This window comes from Gaetbulibacter sp. M240, from assembly GCF_043876815.1.
Lineage (GTDB): Bacteria > Bacteroidota > Bacteroidia > Flavobacteriales > Flavobacteriaceae > Gaetbulibacter_A.
This window is the reverse complement of record NZ_JBAWKA010000002.1, coordinates 106,676-129,453: the sequence shown is the minus strand read 5'-3', so window position 1 is coordinate 129,453 and position 22,778 is coordinate 106,676. Positions and strand designations below refer to the sequence as shown.

Sequence of the window (22,778 nt, the reverse complement as noted above, 5' to 3'; positions counted from 1 at the left end):
AAAAAATGATTCAGAGATCTTTATTAAAAAGACCTTCCTTTCATTTTTATTTGATCATTATAATCTATTCCACCTACGATTATTATGAACACATTACTAGAAAAGATTCCTTGTTTGAAGCCAACCCTTGAGATTGGGCCATTTTTAGCCTTGTTGCCGTTTTATCACTAATATTAGTAATGACTTTTTTCCATCGGATTCTGGTAAGAATTTTTTAAAAAGATTTTTAGTGTTCGAAGTTATCGTTTTAGGAATCTGGCTAACCACCTATATCTATTTATTGGGCCCACTTTTCAATACACTCTTTTAGGAACATTTCGACTTATATTTTAAATTTAAACCCACCTCCTTTATTATCATACTAGGCATTTATTTCTTAGTTCGATTTTTAATAAACCTGATTATTAATTATTTCAAGAGACGTTCCTCAAGCAAAGAAGAGATTAACTTCATTAATAAACAGTTTTTATATTTAAGATGCTGGATTTCAACCCTGGAGATATTGCTTCAATAGTAATGTCTCCTGGAGTTCCTTTTTCGCTTTTTATTATCAATAAACACAGCCCATTAAAAGTTTTCCTGAAATCCGCCTGAAAAGGTTCTGTAGAAGCAGCATTACCATTCCCTACTGCAGCTATCGTAGCCGGTCCAGAAATTTTAAAATACACTTTGTTATCTGCCAGGGGACAAAAGTTTGAATCTTCATCTTCAATTTTAACTGTTATAAAGGATAAATCCTCCCCATCAGCCTTTATGGTATTTCGATCAGCTATTAAGCTTATTTTTTGGGGTGCTTTAGACGTTTTTACAATATCTTGAGCAACGATCTCATCATTTTTATAGGCCACAACCTTTAATTCACCTGGGGCAAAAGGCACATCCCAACTCAAACGATATGGAGAATCAAAGTATTTGGGACGATCTCCCCAGGCCCAAAACCAAACGGGAATTCTAGTCTTATCTATCCCTTTAATTTTTTTGCCTAAAGACTTCCCATTTAAAAATAATTCCGCAGTATCGGCATTAGTATAACAATACACAGGAACGGTTTTAATTTCTGTACCCTCCCAATTCCAATGGGGCAATAGGTGCGCCATAGGTTTTGTGGTCCACTGACTTTGATAAAGGTAAAATCGATCCTTTGGAAAACCAGACAAATCTACAGCTCCAAAGTAAGAACTACGAGCAGGCCAATCAGCATTCCAATTTCCGGTAGTAATATTATCTTTTCCTCCGTAAGGTGTTGGCTCCCCTAAATAGTCAAACCCAGTCCACATAAAATTGCCAATAACATGGGGTAATGTTTCCTGAAAATAAAACTCAACATCAGGTGGATAGGCCCATGATGGCGCATTAAAATCATAACTGTTAACCTGAAGCGAAGCGTCCTTATCATAGGTACGAAGCGGTAAATGATATACGCCTCTTGATGACACCGTTGAGGCCGTTTCAGAACCGTAAACAACCCAATTTGGATGCTTTTTCATGACTCCGGCATATTGGGTGGGTTTATAATTAGCACCCACTAAATCTACAACTTCGGCCAATCCATTTTTAATGGCAGCATCAAGTTGATTGAAACCTGCCGTTGTAGGCCGCGTAGGGTCTTCCTCATGGCAAATAGCAACCAATTCACTCGCAATTAGGGCCCCGGATTTATCCTTTTGCTCCTTAATTTCGTTACCAATGCTCCACATAATAATAGATGGATGATTGAAATCTCTGCGAATCATATCACGTAGATCTTGCTGATGCCACGCATCCCAATCCAAATGATAATCGTTTTCTGTTTTTGGCAACTTCCACATATCAAAAGCTTCTGCCTGAACCAATAAACCTAATTTGTTGCAAAGCGCTAATTGCTCCGGAGAGGTTGGGTTATGCGAGGTTCTAATAGCATTTACCCCCATATCCTTCATGATTTGAAGTTGACGCTCCGTGGCACGATAATTCACAGCAGACCCTAAAGGCCCCAGATCATTATGCAGACACACACCACGGATTTTTTCTCTTTGACCATTTAAAAAGAAACCGTCAGGCGTAAATTCTATTTTTCTAATGCCAAAGGTGTTTTCTACATTATCGACAGCACTATTATTATGATAAACAACAGATAAGGCTTTGTAGAGATTAGGCGTTTCAAAATGCCACAAATTTGGGTCCTTAATATGTAAATCCTGAAGTACCTCTGCCTGGTTTTTATCAAAGAAAAACGGAGTTGTGGTTTCCGCTATAGCTGTATTATTCGCATCGTAAATTGTCGTTTTAATTTCATACTTACCCCTTTTAAGTTTTTGGTTAGTGATTATTGTTTTTACCAAAATTCTAGCTTTTTCATTGGTAATTTCCGGAGTGGTAATTTGAGTTCCCCAATGCCCTACATGCACAGGGTTTTTAATTTCCAACCATACATTTCTATAGATTCCGGCACCTGGATACCACCTTGCTGAAAGGGGTCTAGGATGTACCTTTACGGCTATTGTGTTTTTTTGATTGAATTGGATGTAGGAGCTTATATTTATTTCAAAACCAATATAACCGTTTGGTCGATGATACACCTTTTTACCATTTACATAAACTGAAGCATTTGACATGACCCCATCGAACTCCAAAGTTACAACACTTCCCTTTTTTGAAGAATCCAGATAAAAATCTTTACGATACCAGGCCATTCCATATACCGGTAAACCCCCGGTTCTCGAATTATATTCAGGTTTAAAAGGACCTTCAATGGCCCAGTCATGCGGAACAGAAATTTGTCGCCAATCAGCATCATTATAATTTATTTTATAAGCTGTGGTATCCTCTGTTCTTTTAAACCGCCAATCACTATTGAAGGAGAGACGCTCTCGGTTTTGAGGTTCAATAGAATTACACCCCGTTAGAATAAATACAATGACTATAAGAGTCGTGAATGTTATTAATGATTTAGAATACATAGAATAACCTTAGGTGTTTAGTCATTGGTAACCTTACTTCCCCACCAATCTCGATTTGGTTTAAAATCTTTTGAAAGCATTTCCATGCGTTCTTTTTCTAAATTTGGCAAAAGCTTATCAATTTTATTCTGGTCATATTCTTTACGTTTCAAAGGGTCAAATTCAGAATCTTTTACAGGAAACTTTGCACCAACAGCATCAAGCCAGTTCATAAGTTTCTGGCGCATCGTTTTAACTGTCTGAGGAAATTTTTCAGCTACATTTTGTTGTTCTCCGGGATCTAATTCCAAATCATATAATTCATCCGTATCATCTTCATAATAATGAATAAGCTTCCACTGCCCTTCCCGGATGATTGACGATGGATCGCCACCTTGATTTCCGTAATGCGGATAATGCCAATATAACGGACGTGATTCTGGATTTATTCCAGCTTCAATAATAGGTTTTAAACTAATCCCATCCTTATGCTGATTAGGTAATAATGGTATTTGCGCATAATCCAATAAGGTAGGATAAAAATCAGCTCCCGTTACGGGGTAATCACTCGTTCCATTTTTTAATTTTTTACCTGGAACATAAATAAAATAAGGTTCTCTGATACCACCTTCCCACTGATAGCCTTTTCCGCCACGAAGAGGCAAATTCGTTGTAGAAAATGAATCACCAGAGGCCACTCCACCGTTATCTGAAGTAAATACAACAATGGTATTTTTATCGAGCCCAAGTATCTTTAATTGATTCAAAACAACACCAACAGCCTCGTCCATAGTTTCCACAAGTCCGGCATACACGGGGTTATCCTGAGTCATCCTGATCGGAAGTTTTCGTTCCATGGCAAAACCATGATCTTTTAGACCTTGACTCTTAGCTTTCAATCTGTATTTCGCCCATTTATCTTCTGAAGTTTGAATAGGACCATGTACAGCATAAAATGATAAAAATGCGAAAAAGGGCTCTTTTTTATGTGCGGTTAAGAAATCTGCAGTTTCATTGGCCAACCGGAGCGATAAATGCTCTCCAGAGACTGAATCTTTTAATTTAGGATTTTTAAAAGGTGAAAAATAGCCGCCAACGGGACTTCCCTTATCCCATCCGCCTATGTTGATATCAAATCCATTATTTTCCGGATAATACCCTTCACCACCTAAATGCCACTTTCCAGCAAAAAATGTTGTGTAACCATTCGCCTGAAAGGCTTCAGCTATCGTTGTATCTTCAACCTGAAGATTATGGATGTAATCCGCAGGCAATAATTTGTCATAGCGCTTAATGACACGCCAGTCCTTTCCAGACCTTTCACCAATCCAATTGGTGATGCCATGGCGCGCTGTGAATTTTCCAGTCATTATTGTTGCTCTGGAAGGACTGCAAACACGACTTCCAGCATAGCCCTGTGTAAACCTAAAACTTTTAGCAGCTAAGGAATCTATGTTGGGTGTTTCATAATAGTCACTTCCCGTTATACTAAGATCATGCATTCCCAGATCATCTACTAAAATGAATAATATATTGGGTTTTATAGCTGAACTTGAATCATCTTGAGTCCTGTCATGTTTACAGCTCATGAATACCATAAAAACAATAAAAATAATACTCAGAAAAAGTTTATTGTTCGATAAGAAATGATATTTCATCCGATACATTTTTTATTTTTTATTTTAATTCCAGTTCCTCAATATTACTGTAATCCTTACCGCGGATCTTTTCGAATACTGCGATCATCGTTTTCAAAGTATCGGGGTAGGTTTTTGCTAAATTTTCTTGCTGACCAATATCTTTATTCAGATTATAAAGTTGAAAGTTGTCCGAGTTTCCTGTTTCAATATTTACCTGTTTGTTTAGTGGACTTCCTTTATACGGTGGAATCATAACCCAATCACCTTTTCGCAATGCTGTTCGTGTGGTGGCCTCAAGGATCAAATCTTCTCTGCCTTGATCACTTTCTCCTAAAAATACGAGAAGTAAGTTTTCACTATCCGGACCTTTATCATCGCTACCAACAAGAGCAGACAAAGAGGTTAAAAGATCGACCTGCGATACTAAAGCGTCCGATGTTTTAGGTTGAATCTTGCCTTTCCAGAAGGTAATAAAGGGTACACGGGTTCCTGCTTCAAATAAGCTATACTTTCCTCCTCGTAATGACCCTCCAGGTTTATGGTCTCCTAGCTTTTCAACCGCCTCATCAAAATAGCCATCATTTAAAACGGGACCATTATCACTTGAAAAAACAATTAAGGTGTTTTCCAGAAGCCCTTCTTCTTCTAAGGTTTTTAGTAGTTCCCCAACACACCAATCCGCCTCCAGGATCACATCGCCTCGAGGTCCCATACCGGATTTCCCAACAAAACGAGGCCCAGGTGTGCGTGGCACATGAGGTTGTTGTAAGGCGTAATAAAGCAAGAAGGGTTTATCTTTTTTTCGCTTTATAAAAGCTTCAGCTTCCATTAAAAAGGTGTCGGCCATAGTTTCATCAGTCCACCTTGCTGTATGTCCACCTTTCATAAAACCGATACGCGGAATACCATTTACAATGGTGTTATTATGACCATGATGCCATTTCAATTTCAACAATTCCGGATTATCTTTTCCCGTAGGTTGTTGGTCAAAATTATTTTTGTAATCGACTTCAATAGGATCATCAGGATTTAAATTCACCACCTCACCATTTTCAATATAAACCGTTGGAACACGATCCTGAGTGGCGGCCATAATAAAACTATAATCGAAGCCAACCTCATTTGGACCCGGTGAAATTCGTGAATTCCAATCTACATATCCTGTACCCAGACCTAAATGCCACTTCCCAACAATACCCGTTTCATAGCCTTCACTTTTAAGCATTTTAGGCAAAGTCATTTGAGTAGTATCTATTAACAAAGGTGCTGTACCCGGTAAAATCTTAGCATTTTTATTTCGCCAAGGATACATGCCTGTTAGCAATGCATAACGACTTGGTGAACAGGTTGCTGATGTCGCATAACCATTAGTAAAACGCACTCCACCTTCAGCCAATCTATCTATATTCGGGGTATTAAGCTTCATTCCACCATAAGCACTAAGATCACCATACCCTAAATCATCAGCGTAAATGATAATGATATTAGGTTTTTCAGTACCTTCAATTGGTTCAGGTTGGATTTCTTTTTTGGTTTGTTCGCAGGAAGTTGCTATGAATAGGATACTTAAGATTGAGAAAATAAATCGATTCATTATTGAAAAATTGAAGTATAAGTTTGTTTCCCAAAGATATGATTTAAACTGGTTTTCATTGGTGATAATGCATTCAAAAAGGAGTCGTGTATAGGTCAAAAAACAAATTCTTTGATCGGAAAACCAATCTTATACACTTGGTTATACACTTAGGAAACCAAAAAAAGATTCCTTCCTTAAAAAGGGAATTATAAATCTCTTGAACAATATAAAGCCACCTTTTGAAACAAAACTAGGTGCTTAAACTACGCCGCAATCCATAAGTTTGTTACTAACTAAACTGAAATTCATTTAAGAATTAAGAATTATACGCATGAGACATTGGCAGCTTTTATCATACTCAAAGAATTTAATAATTCTTTTTTCAACGCTTCATTTTTCTTTGGCTTATAGCCAGGATGAAGCTTCAAATGATTTGGAATATCCTTTTTGGGGTAACTATCACAAAACACCCATTTCCGAAATTAAAAATCCGGTATGGTATGCTCAGGACACCATAGTAAATGGTTGGGATTGGTCTCTTCCTGGAACTTTAAAACCCGCTCAGAAATCAAATCTTTGTATTGCGCGTAATCATGGTCTTTATAAGGACAAGATAGAACAACTTCCAAAAATTAATTTTTCAGCAAATGCTGTAATATCTCATTGGGTAAAATGGCGTGACCTTGAGCCAAATGAAGGTGAAATAAATTTTGATCCGTTGATCGAAAACATCAAAGGGGCCTATGAAAAAGGTTATGGTTCCATAGTTCGCATTCATTTTTCAGCTATAGATTTTGCCCCCGACTGGATTAAAAAATACAATATCCCCATTCGAAAAGAACATAAGGAAAATCCCATAAAGACAAATTATGAAGTAAGCCATCCCGAATTTCACAAACGCTACCTCAAATTTATAAATGCCTTAGGAGAAAGTGGTATTCCTCAAATGAAGGAAGTAAAAGGCTTGTTTCTTGGATACGCTTCACCTTCAAATGGTGATGAAGGAATTGGACCTTTCCCCGAAAATAAATCAAACGCCAATGACACCATTCAACACGTAAGAGAGCGTATAGATACTTGGGCCAAGGCTTGCCAAGGTGTTGAGAGCAAAGTGTTTATGGGCGGCTTGTCAAAATATGGTTTTAGCAAAGGTTTTGGTATTCGGAGAGGCTTCGTTGAAATGTACCTTTATCATATTCCCGATGAGCATATCGGACAACAACTTGATACGAATGGCTATTTAATAGTGGATGAGTCCAATGAAATTATTGAGAAAAACCTATTTCATGGCGAAGAAAATGAGGAATATGAGGAAAAATGGGCAACCGCCGAACGAGATTTTCGTTTTGGGGAAAACACAATCTCTTATCCCTACAGGTATTTTACGGCTAACTTAAGATTACTTCAGATGCGTTGTAATTATTTGTTGAACAATGAGTTTTCATTATTACCGGACATGTTTACTTGGGTAAGCTTAAATCTGGGAAGAACCGCAGAAGATGCTCCGGATGCCTGGTGTTTTTTACGAGAAAGTTATATTAAAGGAAATGGCGGACGTCCGGTAAAGAACTTCGAGCGTTGGGTATACCAAAGGGATAGACCTGGATATGAGACTACACCAGTAGTCAAAATAAATCAAGCCATAAAAATGTGGATGGTTGAACCTGGGAAATATTACGATTATGTCGCTCGAAAAGGTCATAAAATCGGCTTCGATTTGGATGATACTTTCCTTCGGAACAATAAAAATTTTGCTGTCAAAATATCTTATTTGGACGAAGGCGCGGGAACATGGCACCTCTCTTTTAATGGAACAAACGGTGTTGAAAAACGAAATGTGACCAATACAAATACGGGGCAGATAAAAACGGCTACCTTTTTTATCAATCCAGACTTCGAAGCCAAAACCTTGCTATTTGATCTGGAAATTCATGGTGAAGACACCTATGAACCAACCATCAGCTTTTTACGAATTATAAAAACTTGAGAAAAATGAGATTGACATTCGTTATTCTATTGATATTGACCATCATGATTTCTCATGGGCAGCAAGAGCAAAGATTACCAGAAAATACAAGAAAAAAAGTTTTTCTTTTCGCAGGGCAGTCAAATATGGATGGAAGAGCCAATGGTGACGTCTTGAATGAAAAAGACCTAGAGAGGCTCTCTAAGGTGGCTCCTAGGATTCAATTTTATTATAACCATAAACCGGTTACTTCACTACAATTAACAACCCCTACACCTTTTCTTCAGGATAAATTCAAATTCAAAACCATGTTCGGTCCAGAATTGTTTTTTGGTATTGAAATGGCAGAGAAATACCCTGAGGACGAATTTATTTTTATCAAACGCTCTATAGGAGGCACCTCTCTTTACGGCTGTTGGAATCCGGATTGGACCTACGAAAAGGCAAGCCTGGTGAAAGAGGAGAATAAACCCAAATTGTATTTCGACTTTGTTGATTATACCAAAACCGCTTTGAAGTCTTATAACCCAGAAGCCTATGAAATTAAAGGCATGTTTTGGGTACAAGGTGAACACGATAGCAACGTGAATAGTTGGGGAGAAAAACCGGCATCCTCCTATGGAGATCATCTTAAAAATCTCATTTCTACCGTTCGACAAGATTTTGATTCTCCGAAACTACCTTTTATAATGTTTCAGGTTGGAAATCAAATGGTGGTTGATGGCATGATTCGGAACGCCAAGGAGGACAAAAATGTTTTCGTAATTACACAAGAATATGACGATAAAAACTCAGCAGATTACTACCCACAATACGATCCACCATTATGGCATTATACAACAGAAAGTATGAAAAGAATAGGGATCGAATTCTTTAAAATTTATGACCTCAACTTTAATTAAAATCTCAACAAAATTTCTAAAAAAGTAAACAGAAAGATTAAGAACTATGAAATTATTAAAATTATTAAGTTTATCACTATTATTTCTCTTTTCAACGGCATTCATTCAACAATATAAACCCAATGAAAAAGTAAGAATACTTTTAATTGGTGACAGTACAACAATTGGAGGCAAAGGTATTTTTGAAACGACTATCGAAGATATTATCAATAAAGACACAGAAACACCATCAGTAGAAGTTATTAATTCTGCTCGAGGAGGTGAAACAGCTTTTTCTGTTGTTGAAAGCGGACGTTATGATGATGAAATAAAACCATTAGGAAAGATGGATTATATTTTTGTGCGCTATGGTATTAATGATTCTTTCAAACGAAAGCCTGTTGAGGAAAACTTTCCAAAAGATTATAAAATTCTAATCGCTAAATTAAAGGCAGACTTTCCTTCTGCAAAAATCATTTTAACCACGATTATTCCTTTTTTAAAAGAGGAAGGATCTACCATTATTAATACTATGGTCAAAGAATTAGCTAAAGAAGAAAATTTAGAGTTATTTGATGTTTTTCCTTTATATCAGAAAGGATTAGAAATTCATGGAGAAAATTCAATGAATACACGGTTCGTTCCTCTTTCTGATATTCCCGATGTATATCAAGAAGTGGCAAGACCCTACACTTCATATGTAGAATGGAAAAAAACAGATATGGTTAGGGTTTCAACAACAGAGCTAGACCCTATTTTTCACAACGTTGAAGGATGGTATAAAGATCGTCACCCAAACCCTATGGGCTATAGATTACTCGCCATAGAAACTGTAAATTACATCCTTCCCAAATTAAAAAAGAATCATAAAGGCTTGCCTTTATCTAAAGGTGAAGCCGAAGCTAATATTGATAAAATTTACAAATTTTCCGCTCCAAATGTGCTAAAAGCGGGGCAGCAGATCCCGATAACCATATCCTACGCCGCGAGTCAAAAAAGAGATTTGAGAATTTTTATTCAATTGAATAAAGCACCATGGACGCCGGTGTTTTCAACCTTAAAAACCATTGATACAGGCTCTAAAACGGAAACATTCAATATTACCATTCCTAAAGACACAGAGCCCGGATCCGAATATAAAATTGTAGCTAATATTTTACCTAAGGGAAAAGGTTGGCCGGATCGCTTGGATGAGCGTTTACTAAACAATGTGAATATCTCGAAATAATTTAATTAATATTTGACAAAATGATGAAAATCAAAAATGTATTATTTATTCTTATTTTAACCGCTGCACTTTTTAGTTGTAAAAATGAAAGCAAGAATGACATACAATCACAAGAAATAAACCATGAAAGGCCAAACATTATCTATATACTAGCAGATGATCTTGGTTATGCAGATGTTGGTGTTTATGGACAATCAAAATTCAACACACCGAATCTGGATAAACTAGCGAAAGATGGCATGTTGTTCACCCAGCATTACGCAGGTAGCACGGTTTGTGCCCCTTCTCGCAGTGTGTTACTTTCTGGCATGCATACAGGTCATACTTCTATCAGGGGAAATAAGGAATTCATCCCTGAAGGGCAACATCCGATGGCAGCAGAAACTTACACCATTGCCGAAATGTTGAAGGATGCTGGCTATACCACAGGCGCCTTTGGCAAATGGGGCTTAGGTTTCGTAGGCACCGATGGTGATCCAAATAAGCAAGGTTTTGATGAGTTTTACGGCTATAATTGTCAGCGCCAAGCACATCGATACTATCCGGAACATCTATGGCACAACAGCGAAAAAGTTCTACTTGAAGGTAATGAAGGATTTAAAAAGACTAATAATTATGCAGGCTATCTTATTCACGATAAAGCCTTAAATTTCATAGAGACTAACAAAGACAAGCCTTTCTTTTTGTTTTATCCTAACGTGGCACCTCATGCCGAACTTATTGTTCCTGAGGCCGAGTTAGAAAAATTTAGAGGCAAGTATGAAGAGAAACCCTTTATAAATACACAGCCTGGAGCCAACTATGGTGACGAAAAGTTTGACGTTAAATACTATACGTCACAACCTGAACCCAGAGCTACTTTTGCGGCCATGGTTACGTTATTAGATCAACAAGTAGGAGACATCATGGCAAAACTAAAAGAATTGGGATTAGCCGAGAATACTATCATTATGTTTTCATCAGATAATGGTCCACACCAAGAAGGCGGTGCCGACCCGGATTTCTTTGACAGTAATGGCCAATTAAAAGGCTATAAGCGCGACCTCTATGAAGGTGGTGTTCGGGTGCCAATGATTGTAAGCTGGCCAAGCAAAATCCAAGGAAACACCCAATCGGATCATATTTCTGCGTTTTGGGATATTATGCCAACTCTAGCAGAACTTGCCAAGGTAGAAGCGCCACAAAACATTGACGGTATCTCATTTTTACCAGAGTTATTAGGCAAAGAGCAAAAAGATCATGACTTCCTATATTGGGAATTTCACGAGCAAGGAGGAAAAAAAGCCGTTCGGAAAGGTAAGTGGAAAGCCGTTAAATTAAACTGTTTTAATCCCTCCAAAACCAAAATTGAACTTTATGATCTGAGTTCGGATCTTGGAGAGGAGCATAACGTGGCCGATGAATATCCTGAAATTGTTAAAGAATTGTCTACAATTATGGAAAATGAACATGAAGAAAACGCTGAATTTCCTTTTAAAGCTAACGTAAGTAATAATTACTAAAAAAATAATGACTCCCCTAAAATACCTGAGACATTTTTTAACAATAACTATTTTATGCTATTGTATACCAGTTACAGCAGATGTTAAACTTGCCGATATTTTTTCGAGTAATATGGTTTTGCAGCGTAGTATGAATGTCAAAATATGGGGTACAGCAGATCCCGGTGAAAAATTGACGCTTAGTTTCAATGGACAAAATTTGAATACTAAAGCAGATAAACATGGTAAATGGCAATTAAGACTTAAACCCATGGCTCCGGGAGGACCCTTTGAAATGATTATTCAAGGCGCTAATAAACTTGTACTTCGCAATATTTTAATAGGAGATGTATGGATATGCTCTGGACAGTCTAATATGGCCTGGGCAGTGAAGAACTCGAAAAATGCGAACACTGAAATAAAAAATGCCGATTATCCAAACATTAGGTTGTTCACTGTGCCACGCGAAATTAGCACGATACCTATGTACGAAATTCCAAACTCCTCCTGGGAAATATGTAATCCCGAGAATATCAAAGAATTTTCTGCCGTTGGTTATTTCTTTAGTAGAAATATTCATCTGGAACAAAACGTGCCAATCGGACTAATTAACACATCTGTAGGAGCAACTTGTGTAGAAACCTGGACTTCCAGAGAGTCCTTGATAAAACTGCCTAATTATGAAAATTTCGCTACGAGAATCGACACGTTTGATATTGAAAAAGAAAAGGACAAAAAAAGAAGTAAATTACTCATAACACTTGGGGAATTCCCAGAAAAAGAAATGGGTATTGAAGAAAAATGGATGTTACCTCAAACAGATCGCAGTGATTGGTCAAAAATGCAACTTCCAAACGAATGGGAAAAACAAGGATATGAAGATCTTGATGGTATTGTATGGTTTAGCCATGATATAGATCTAAATTTTGATGCTCCCACAAAAAAAATAGAATTGCATTTGGGCATAATCGATGATTCCGATATGGTTTGGGTAAACGGTGTTAAAGTAGGTGAAACCAATTGGGGATTTACTGAAAACCGGATTTATACGGTTCCAGAAGAAGTACTGAATTCAGGAAAAAATAATATTACCATTCGCGTTCAAGACAGGAGAAATAAGGGCGGGTTCTTATCATCCCCAGAAGATTTTTTTATAAAGCTTAGTAAAGAGAAAATTCCTTTAAGCGGCAGCTGGAAATTTAAAGTTGATAAAGTTTACGAAAATTTTGAAATCTCTCCAAATGAATCACCCAGCTTACTGTTTAATGCTATGGTTCATCCTTTAATTCCCTATGCTATTAAGGGCGTGATTTGGTATCAAGGGGAAAATAATACACCACGGGCTATGGAGTACCGAAAAACGTTTTCCAACTTAATTAATAATTGGCGACAGGATTGGAAACAAGGAGATTTTCCATTTTTATTTGTTCAACTTGCTAATTTTGGTGCTCCCAATAATACTTCAGGTAATTCTAACTGGGCAGAGTTACGGGAATCGCAAACAAAAGCCTTAGACCTAAATAATACAGGTATGGCTGTGGCTATTGATATTGGTGAACAAAACAACATTCATCCTAAAAATAAACAGGATGTTGCCAAAAGATTAACAGCGGCAGCCATGAAAATTGCTTACCATAAAAACCTTGTATACTCTGGTCCTCAATATAAATCAATGACAATAAGCGGTAATAAAGCTCTTTTAAGTTTCGATCATATCGGTTCAGGTTTCCTGGTAAAAGGCAACGATGGGTTTATAAACGAATTTGAAATCGCCGGTCCTGATCAAAAATTTTACAAAGCCACGGCAAAAATTGAAGGCGATAATGTTATTGTTTGGTCTGATAAAGTAAAGAGCCCGATTGCTGTGCGTTTTGCCTGGGCTAATAATCCATCTGAATTTAATCTGTATAACAATGAAGGTTTTCCGGCAATACCATTTAGAACGGATGATTGGAGAGGCGTTACCGAGGGAAAAACATTCAAATAATAAGACAAATAAAGCCATTTATATATTTTAGAAAAACCCTGAATGATGAAAAAGATAGTTTACTATATTCAAATTTCACTAATAATATTTAGCGCTAATGAGTCAAAGTCACAAGAGCTCATAGTTTATAATAACATTCCAGGTCGTGCGGCTTCGGATCACTACGAATGTCGGGTGAAATTTGAAAATGAAGATAATACTGCCTGGCGAAACGCTTTTGTACTTCAAACCAGAGCTAAAGAAAAGCAGGAGGATCCCGAAAACGCCTATTACGATATTGTTAGAGGTTTTACGGCTTCCTGGATTTCCTTTGAATCCGATTTTAAGGATAATAAAGTCATTGTGGAAATTTCAAAAAAAGATGGTTCTCCAATAACCAAAGCAATGGTAAGACCTATGGGAGATGCCTCACCGGCAAAAATATCAAACGGTAAGGCCTATGTAGCTTTTTCGGAACCTGCCAATGGTAATGTAGACATTAACGGGCAAATGGAGGACAATTACACTGGTTTTGGGTATCAGGGACCAAAAGTGCATACCATTAGCTTATTTGCAAATCCTGTATTTCAAAAACCAGATCCAAAAGATCCTAAGGTCAGAGTTTTACAACCTGGTGAAGATATCAATACGCTAGGTAGAAATGATTGGAAAACCATCATTTTTGCTCCCGGAGTACATGATATTGGTTTAAGTTTCAAGATTTTAAATAACGAAACATATTATATCCCCGGTGATGCTGTTGTGAAAGGAACCATGCATCCTCTTAATAAATGGGGTAAAGAAGCAACAAAAAACTTTAAAGTATATGGTTCGGGAACCTTAAGCAGTGAACATATTGCGAGACATCCTGATGATGATGACAATAAATCTGTTAAGCCGTTTACTTATCAAGCTGAAGGGGCTCACCTTGAAGGGTTTGTTGTTGCAGACCCGGCTTTTCACACCTTCAACATGGGGCATACAGGTGATGAATCAAATATTAACATCTATAAAAACCTAAAAATATTAGCCTGGAGAAAAAACAGTGACGGTGTCAATGCTTTTAGAAACTCAGAAGTGTTTGACTGTTTTTTTAGAGTTCAAGACGACGCCTTTTATCTTGGAGCTAGCCATGTTAATCAACATGATAACGTAGTTTGGACCGATGCCAATGGGGCGGTTTTATTTCTACAGAATGTTACGGACGGAAGCACCTGTAAATTTGAAAACGTAAAGGTAATCTATCAAAGGGCCCAATGGCATTGGTGGCATGGTGGTAGAATTATAAGTTTTCGTTCATTACGACCCGGAAATACCTTAGCTAATATTCATATAAAAAATATTTTAGTGGAAGATCCATTACCCGCGTTTCCGCCATTTTATGGAAGAATAACTTCGGGAGGTAAAGCAGGTGAGGATGCGATCATTAAAAATCTTGTTTTTGAAAATATTCATCAGGAGCATGATGGCGTATCCACCAGTTTAGATGATCAAAAAGGAAAACCCAGAAACACATTAACTGGACTAGACGACAATAGAAAGATTAAAAATATTCTATTTAAAAACTGTTATTTCAATGGTAAAATCCTAACAAGTTTTGAGGATGGCAATTTTAATACTGAATTTTTAGATCAGGACACCGTTAAATTCATTTATAGTCCTCAAAAATAATCAGGGCATTACAAATCATTTCAGTTTTTTTATTTATTCCAATGAGCTTGGTTGTTCAAAGTCAAGGTGCGGACAAACCAAATGTAATGTTCATTGCTATTGAAAATTTAAATGATTGGGTAGGTTATTTTGGTGTACATCAGCAAGTAAAAACAACAAAGCTGGATAGACCTAATTCATAAGGCATTATACGATCACTAAAAAACCGATACAAAAATGATGGTTTTAATCAAGACCAACTAAAGAATGGTCTTTAAAAAATTTTCCTTAATCTAAAAGGGTCTCTTCCTTGTCACTAGGATTCACCCATTCGGTATCCTCCATGGTGAACTCTCCTTCCATAAAACGCTCGTAATAGTTCCACCCTTTATCGGTCGAATATTTGTAACTGTTAAATATATCACCGTTACCGAACATGCGCGGATCATTCTGCTCCCTAAGCATCGTTTCCATGCGACGTTTCATACTTTTTTTCAAGTCTTCGAACTCAGAAATTGCCGCAAGATTATTCATGCATTCTTTATCTTGAGAAATATTAAAAAATTCCTCATGCGTGTCTCTTTTCCCCATGGACCACTGCCAATATTTGTCCTCCTCACCGGTTCTAAATAATTCTAATATTTCAGTTTTTGTGGGTGACCCATCAATATCTAAATAACCTATTTCAGGATTTCCGGCAGGCCATAATGAAATATCATAATTAAATAAATACAAGTAATCCTTAGATAAAATGCCTCGAATAGGATATCCCTGATTATTTGGCCTACTATAGTCGTGGCGTTCCTTTCCAATCAATATCATTTCACGGTCTGGATTAACCTGTCCTGTTTTTTTGGAATAAAAAATATCAGTTAAACTTTTACCCGGAGAACTATGCATTCCAGAACTGTCGACAGGAATACCCGCCAACTCCAAAAATGTTGGAGTAAAGTCAATAAAACTAACCATATCCTCAATGGTACGGCCCGGGTTTTTTATACCCTTTGGCCACATAATAGCTAAGGGAACATGATTAGAATAGAAATATTCCTGAGCTTTCACCCGTGGGAAAGGCATTCCATGGTCCGAAGTGAAAACTACAATGGTATTTTCCAATAAGCCTCTTTTTTCCAGATTATCTAACATCCGACCAAGGTGCGCATCGGCATACTCAATTTCAAGGGCATAATCGAGCATATCATTTCGAATGATCTCATTATCAGGCCAAAATGCCGGTACAGAATCAATGTCTTTAATATTCTTTTTACCTGTTTTTTCCCCTGATCCATACTCATAGTCACGGTGAGGTTCACGCGCTCCGTACCAAAAGAACCACGGTTGTCCTTCGGCATCATCGAGGAATTCATTAAAATTAGCCGCATAATCCTCATTACTCATCCCAGTGGCCCATGGTTTTGCCTTAAAATCAGCATAAGATTTTCCTATCAAAAGCCTGAGATCTCCATTAATCGCTCCGGGATCTCCAGGGCCCCAGCCTTTTCCCGTTTTTGCCGTGAAGTACCCATTTTCACGAAGTACCTCAGGAAAGGTTTTAAATTTTCCAGGAAAATTATTCACATGATTGGCTGCCTCTTCAAGTTGCCATGAATTTCGACCTGTGATAACGCAGGCACGGGAAGGCGCACATTTTGCGTTAGGGGTGTAAGCATTGTTAAAAAGAATACCATTCGCTGCTATCCTATCAAATGCAGGTGTTTTAACCCAATCGTATCCATAGGCACTCATGTGCGGTGAGGCATCATCGAGAATACAAAACAAAATATTAGGTCTAGCCACAACCACTTCTTTTTCAGAAGTAGTTTTACAACTAAATACGATTAAAATAAGAAGGAAATAGAATGCACGAAAATTCTTGCTAATCACTATTTTTAAATTAGTTTATTAGAATATTTTAAGAAAACCACGCCATTGGCGTTAATATCAAAAAATAAATTACCAACTTCCCTTTCTTTCCAAATATTATAAATGAAGTAATCCTTGTTGATATCTAATTTCAGGTCATCCATAGAAAATGACATTGATTGTTTTTTAGCTGATCTGTTAAAAATCCCAATCCAACCACTATCTTCTGATGTATGAGGTGTTTTCCAAATTTCTATATTATTTTTTTCATAAATTAAATGCCCCATTATACCATTTTGATTACACGCTATAATGTCATCATTCGTAACAAGCTTTAATGAAAAATCATCTAAACTTGGTAAATCACCTCCCATCATTAATGGTGAAGCTGATAAAGCCCTGAGGGTGATAAAGGTATACATTTGATCCTTTGTGAAATGGCTATGCCTATGCCATCCTTTTCCAGCGAGAAGCTCTATATTATGGAGCTCACCAGATTTTATCTTTTCCGATATCTCTTTTTTGGTTTCATCACCTTTAACCCCCTGCGGTTTTGGCGACATTAATTGTAGTTGTCCAAAGGGAATCATGTCCATATCAATCCAAAATCCCGGCGCCTCTTGACCTTGCCATTTACGCCATGCTGCGAAACATTGGTCTAAACCCTCTTGATCATCCCAAATATCTGGTGTGACGCGAAGCATGTTCGCTTTTTTAAAGGCATCAATGGCATTAACATCAACGGTACCCCCGGGACTTAAACTATAAACCATAGGTCTTTCACTTTGTTTAATGGCTCTGGCAATACCCTCAATTTCTTCCGGGTAAGGCACCAAGTCGTCGTATTTAAGGAAATCCACGCCCCAATCGGCCATTTGGTTCATTAGGGAATTATAGAATTCCTGAGCTCCGGGTTTCGACATATCTACACCATAATTTTGATGGTTCCAGTCACAAATACTTGTAGTATCAGCAATATCTTGTGCAAAATACTCGGTCCCTTTAACTTTTGTATTGTTCTCTACAGCAACTCGCGGAATGCCACGCATTAAATGAATTCCAAATTTAAGACCAAGTTCATGACAACGGTCTATGATAGGTTTTAGCCCATTCGGAAAATAGGTTTTAGAAGGTTGTAATAAACCGTATTCATTTATGTTAAGTTCTACGGCATGTTTCTCTGCAGGGTAAATAGTGCCTTCCTTTAATTTAAATTCACCAAACCATCCGGCGTCAATAACAAAGTATTCATAGCCATGAGGTTTCAGTTTCTTTGCAAAAGCCTCGAGGTTAGCCAAAGCCGCCTCTTCGTGCAAATAAACGCCATAACTATCAAAACTATTCCACCCCATTGGAGGTGTTTTTGCCAAATTTAATTGGTCTTTTTTACCCTGGTTAATTTTTATCGGAACAAATCCAAGTCCAATAACCAGCATAATAACCAGAAAAAAACTTAAAGCATTTATATTTTTTATATTCATTTCGAATTGAATATTTTAGTTCGGATTACTTAATCAATTTAAAAAATGGTAAGCGCTCTAATGGCACTGAAATTTCTATGGTACGTCCTCCCCTGTAGGTTTCCCCTTCATCTGACATCCATTTTCCTTTAGGTAAAACTACCTTTCTGGACCTTACACCTTTTTTGGTTACTGGCGCAACAACTATGGAATTACCGAGTACAAATTGATCTTTTATCGTTTCGTATCCGTTTCCGGGAAAAGCTAATTCCATGGGTTTAACAATTGGTTCGCCCGTTAAAGAAGCCTTTTTCGCAAGTTCTAAAAATTGAGATCCAAATTGAAGATGAAGCTTAGCCATGTCTTTACAAATATTTTCATTCGATTCTGAAAGAACACGCCAGGGAGCCACTGAAAACTGCATCATAGGCATTAGTGCATGCACCTGGGCCGACCTAACAATTAATTCTTCATCGATAGTCGCCGTATTCAAAAACGACTGATACTCACCACCACCAATCATGTCCGGGCAGGTATAGGCATAACCCATAACACTCTGAGACATTTGATCCGGGATCAATTTTTGCAGATCTTCCCAATTATGACCCTTATCTCTTAAACGCTGTGCTAGAGGCATTCCAGCCATTTTCCATGATGCTCTATATTCATTTAAAGGGTAACGCAACCCAATTTCAGCAAAATATTGGGTATGATCATTTGGAATTGATTCTTTAAATGATCTAAGTTCCCCGGTATAAAATTGTGCATCACCGGCATCAAATTTAAAGCCATCGACACCGTAGGCATCCATTAAGTGATCTAAGCGTTCATAAAACCAATTTTTTGCCTTGGGATTACTGAGATCTAAACATGCACTGGCGCCATTCCACCAACGGATTACCGCAGCCTTATTTTTAGTATTTGCCCATAAAATTTCTTGCGTTCCATCACCATCGAGCAGAAGCAAACCATCTGCCGCTAGTTTACGAAATACTTGAGAATCAGCACTAACAAAAGGACAAACCCACATCATCACTTTGAAACCCATACCATGTAATTTCTCAATCATGGCTTTCGGGTCTTTAAATCGTTTCGCTGAAAACTCCCATGTTCCATAGTCTTCCTGCCAGTTGTCATCTATCATGATAACGCCCGGTGGATAACCTCTAGCTATGATACTTTCAGCATACTTCAAAATATCATCCTCGTTTTGATCATACATCAGTTCGATCCAGGTATTATACTGCGGATGAGTGAATAATAATTCATCCGGTATTTTACCGTTAGAGGGGAAATAATTTTTTGAAACAAATTCGTAAGCAGATCTTAAATTCGTTCCGGCAGTACCAAATTGAATTTTGTCATTACCAGAAATAACCGTTAGTATCCCATTAGAAATACGATACTTAATCGGACCCTCACACCAAATATATCGCCCCTTACTGGAGAGCAATAGCGGTTGGGCCTGATTCCCTTTATTATCGCCATAAAGGTCTATTTCCATCTCAGAATTTATGGTATACGGGGTTTGATATCCTAAAGCGCTGATACCGCCCCACCAATATTCTGTTTTTCCAATCTCAATATTTATGGAATCTTTTATTTGCGAAAACACTAAGTTACAAGCACATAAAAGGAGTATTAAAAGTATTTTGCCTTTCATTTTACGGATAATAAGGTGAAAAAATCCCTGCCTGCAATTCTAAACAAGCAGGGAGTTGAACTAAACATAAACTCAAAAAATATGTTTTAAAAAGTCCTATTGAATTAATTAAGGTTGCACGTTAATGACTAATTCTTTGTACGCGCGATTTATATCATATTCATTGCCTGATGAAGTTCTATCATTTATATAACCCGAGCCTGAATACTGTTTTTCACCTACATTCGAAGCTATAAGTGTTGCCGTGAAGGTACCTGTTTCATTATATGTGTAGGTATAGGTGGTTTCATACCGATTGATAGCGACACCGGTTGAAAACCCACCATCAGGTGCTAATAAAACACTATTGTCTTCGAAATATAAATCAACTAAATTTCTAATCTCTTCACCTTGAATTCCAGGAACATACTCCCAAATCTCATAGGCTGCTGTTAATCTATTTGAATATTCTTTTCCAACAAGATTGGAAATATTACTCATCACATTATCCAAATTATATTGTTGACCTGCACCAACACCAGCGTTGTAACTATTTATGCGAGGCTCCAAATAATCTCTGATTTCCGGTAAACTATCAGCAACCAAAACCATAGATTCTTGGTCTACATCCATGCCCGCTGTAATTACTAAGTAGCTATTGGCAAAATCATGTGACGTATCTCCTGTGTAAATAACATAGGTATCGGCGCCTCCGGTAATCGTAAATGTAATGGTTTCACCAACCTGTGGATTTGCATTATCCACGGTGAAACTAACCTCCGGTTCCGGTGCATCTGTGTTGCAACTTAGGAAAGCAAGAACTACCGCACCTATTAAAAAAGACTTTATATATTTTTTCATTATTCTATTCATTAAATTAGTCATCCAGTTAGTAACCCGGATTTTGGATTAAATTAGGGTTTGATTGCAATTCCGTGTTAGGGATAGGCAATAGTTGGTGATGCTCATCTATATTATCTGCTGTTATATTCCATCCACCGGATTCTGCTGGTGATATTGTCAAAGGTGCCTGGATTCTCTCTACGAGATTACCCCAGCGAGACAAATCAAACCAACGTTTCGCTTCACCACCTAACTCACGAGCTCTTTCATACATAATGTATTCTTTCATAGAAGCATAATCCGGATAATCTGCAGCAGAGATATCAGGTAAAATACTTGGATCATAAGTTAAATTTCGTGGTAGGATATCGGCATGTAAATAATCTCGAGTACCATCACCATTCACATTTCTTGCTCGAGCTCTAAGCTGATTTAAGGCATCGAAAACTTCAGCATTTGGACCATTATTTACTTCATTAAGTGCCTCAGCATAAATAAGTAATACCTCAGCATACCTGAAAACTGGCCAGTTGGTATCTGCATCTCTAAACTGATAATCAGCTTTTCTAACCGGATAACGTCTAAATTTTCCAATTTTCCAAACTTGCCACCAAGGTAGGTCTAAACGCAAAGTTCCATTACCTAAAACTTGAACGTGAGGTGTAACCCATTCTTGTCTAACCATATCAGTGGGTTCATAGATGGTATGGAAATAGGTTGTTGCATGAATATTACCCCAGCTTCCTCCTAATTGTGGATTTCCTTGAAGTCCCATATGTGCACCAATCCAACTACCTTCATCGATACCGCCACTTTTGAATTGCACATCAAAAATGATTTCATCATTATTTTGATTTTCAGGAATAAAAACATCTGGATAATAAGGTAACAGGCTGTATTCTCCACTGGCCATAACCTCACCAGCCAATGTAGCTGCCATTTGAAAGTCTGCAGTACCATCTCCGGTTCCATCACGTTCCTTCATACTTCCACGAGTTAGATAAACCTTAGCTAGTGCCGTTTTAGCCGCACCAGATGTGGCTCTACCTGCCTGAGTTATTTCTGCTTTAGTATCGACATGATCTATAGCAAATTCTAAATCAGCAATAATTTTCTCATATACCATTGAAGCAGGATCTCTTGGTACTTCTAAATTTTCAAGGGAGCTTGTTTCAGTTTCAAAAAATGGAACATCACCGAAATAACGAACTAAATTAAAGTACATTAAAGCTCTTAAAAACCGGGCTTCACCAACGAGTTCATTTCTTCGATCTACGTCCATGTCTACATTAGGAACATGAGTTATGGCTGCATTTACCTCGTTAATACCTTGGAAGTGACCTTTCCATATCGGCAACACAACTTGCACGTTATCTGCAGAAAACGTATAGGTTCCAATACCACCCTGAGTATTCCAACTTGCGGTTCTCACAAGGTCTGTTGTTATAAAATATTGTTCTTTTCCAAAAACACCGTCTCGTTGTAAAGCATTATAAGCACCAACTACGGCAGCTTCTGCTTGATTCGCTGTTTTGTAATAATTCTCAGGAGATAACTGAGATTTTGGTTCTTCCTCTAAAAAATCTTGGCAACCAGTAAAGCATACTGAAACAGCTAAGATTAACAAATAATTTTTGAAATTTTTCATGGTTTTACTTTTTTTT

14 protein-coding genes are annotated in these 22,778 nt (G+C 37.5%); 6 read left to right on the top strand and 8 right to left on the bottom strand.

Annotated features, from left to right (window positions below):
- Positions 1 to 452 precede the first annotated feature (452 nt).
- Genes V8G61_RS05980 through V8G61_RS05970 form a run of 3 tightly spaced genes read right to left on the bottom strand, consistent with a single transcriptional unit; the run spans position 453 to position 6,152 of the window.
- The gene (locus V8G61_RS05980; protein WP_394874585.1) at positions 453 to 2,939 is read right to left on the bottom strand and encodes a glycoside hydrolase family 2 TIM barrel-domain containing protein; all 2,487 of its coding nucleotides are present in this window, start codon (positions 2,937 to 2,939) and stop codon (positions 453 to 455) included.
- Positions 2,940 to 2,956: 17 nt separating this feature from the next.
- Positions 2,957 to 4,576: a sulfatase gene (locus V8G61_RS05975; RefSeq protein ID WP_394874584.1), complete on the bottom strand. Its 1,620-nt coding sequence runs from the start codon at positions 4,574 to 4,576 to the stop codon at positions 2,957 to 2,959.
- 19 nt (positions 4,577 to 4,595) lie between these two features.
- Positions 4,596 to 6,152, bottom strand: coding sequence for an arylsulfatase (locus V8G61_RS05970; protein ID WP_394874583.1), 1,557 nt, complete (start codon positions 6,150 to 6,152; stop codon positions 4,596 to 4,598).
- Between the two features lie 313 nt (positions 6,153 to 6,465).
- Between V8G61_RS05970 and V8G61_RS05965 the strand changes: the two genes are divergently transcribed.
- From V8G61_RS05965 to V8G61_RS05940, 6 genes are read left to right on the top strand one after another with little or no spacing between them, the layout of a single operon-like run.
- The gene (locus V8G61_RS05965) at positions 6,466 to 8,121 is read left to right on the top strand and encodes a hypothetical protein (RefSeq protein ID WP_394874582.1); all 1,656 of its coding nucleotides are present in this window, start codon (positions 6,466 to 6,468) and stop codon (positions 8,119 to 8,121) included.
- A 5-nt stretch (positions 8,122 to 8,126) separates the two neighbouring features.
- Positions 8,127 to 9,002 carry a sialate O-acetylesterase gene (locus V8G61_RS05960; protein ID WP_394874581.1) on the top strand — a complete coding sequence of 292 codons (876 nt, stop codon included), beginning with the start codon at positions 8,127 to 8,129 and terminating at the stop codon, positions 9,000 to 9,002.
- 46 nt (positions 9,003 to 9,048) lie between these two features.
- Positions 9,049 to 10,209: an SGNH/GDSL hydrolase family protein gene (locus V8G61_RS05955; RefSeq protein WP_394874580.1), complete on the top strand. Its 1,161-nt coding sequence runs from the start codon at positions 9,049 to 9,051 to the stop codon at positions 10,207 to 10,209.
- Between the two features lie 20 nt (positions 10,210 to 10,229).
- Positions 10,230 to 11,711 carry an arylsulfatase gene (locus V8G61_RS05950; RefSeq protein WP_394874579.1) on the top strand — a complete coding sequence of 494 codons (1,482 nt, stop codon included), beginning with the start codon at positions 10,230 to 10,232 and terminating at the stop codon, positions 11,709 to 11,711.
- 7 nt (positions 11,712 to 11,718) lie between these two features.
- Positions 11,719 to 13,677, top strand: a complete 1,959-nt coding sequence (locus V8G61_RS05945) for a sialate O-acetylesterase (RefSeq protein WP_394874578.1) — start codon at positions 11,719 to 11,721, stop codon at positions 13,675 to 13,677.
- Between the two features lie 42 nt (positions 13,678 to 13,719).
- Positions 13,720 to 15,327 carry a hypothetical protein gene (locus V8G61_RS05940; protein ID WP_394874577.1) on the top strand — a complete coding sequence of 536 codons (1,608 nt, stop codon included), beginning with the start codon at positions 13,720 to 13,722 and terminating at the stop codon, positions 15,325 to 15,327.
- 267 nt (positions 15,328 to 15,594) lie between these two features.
- Here V8G61_RS05940 and V8G61_RS05935 read toward each other — a convergent pair whose 3' ends face one another.
- The 5 genes from V8G61_RS05935 to V8G61_RS05915 form a co-directional block, all read right to left on the bottom strand.
- A complete protein-coding gene (locus V8G61_RS05935) occupies positions 15,595 to 17,190 on the bottom strand; it encodes a sulfatase (protein WP_394874576.1) in 1,596 nt (531 codons plus the stop codon).
- Between the two features lie 5 nt (positions 17,191 to 17,195).
- The gene (locus tag V8G61_RS05930; RefSeq protein ID WP_394874575.1) at positions 17,196 to 18,650 is read right to left on the bottom strand and encodes a glycoside hydrolase family 27 protein; all 1,455 of its coding nucleotides are present in this window, start codon (positions 18,648 to 18,650) and stop codon (positions 17,196 to 17,198) included.
- Between the two features lie 25 nt (positions 18,651 to 18,675).
- A complete protein-coding gene (locus V8G61_RS05925) occupies positions 18,676 to 20,292 on the bottom strand; it encodes a glycoside hydrolase family 31 protein (protein ID WP_394874574.1) in 1,617 nt (538 codons plus the stop codon).
- A gap of 108 nt (positions 20,293 to 20,400) precedes the next feature.
- Positions 20,401 to 21,132: a hypothetical protein gene (locus V8G61_RS05920; RefSeq protein WP_394874572.1), complete on the bottom strand. Its 732-nt coding sequence runs from the start codon at positions 21,130 to 21,132 to the stop codon at positions 20,401 to 20,403.
- Between the two features lie 28 nt (positions 21,133 to 21,160).
- Positions 21,161 to 22,762, bottom strand: a complete 1,602-nt coding sequence (locus V8G61_RS05915) for a RagB/SusD family nutrient uptake outer membrane protein (RefSeq protein WP_394874571.1) — start codon at positions 22,760 to 22,762, stop codon at positions 21,161 to 21,163.
- Positions 22,763 to 22,778: the final 16 nt, after the last annotated feature.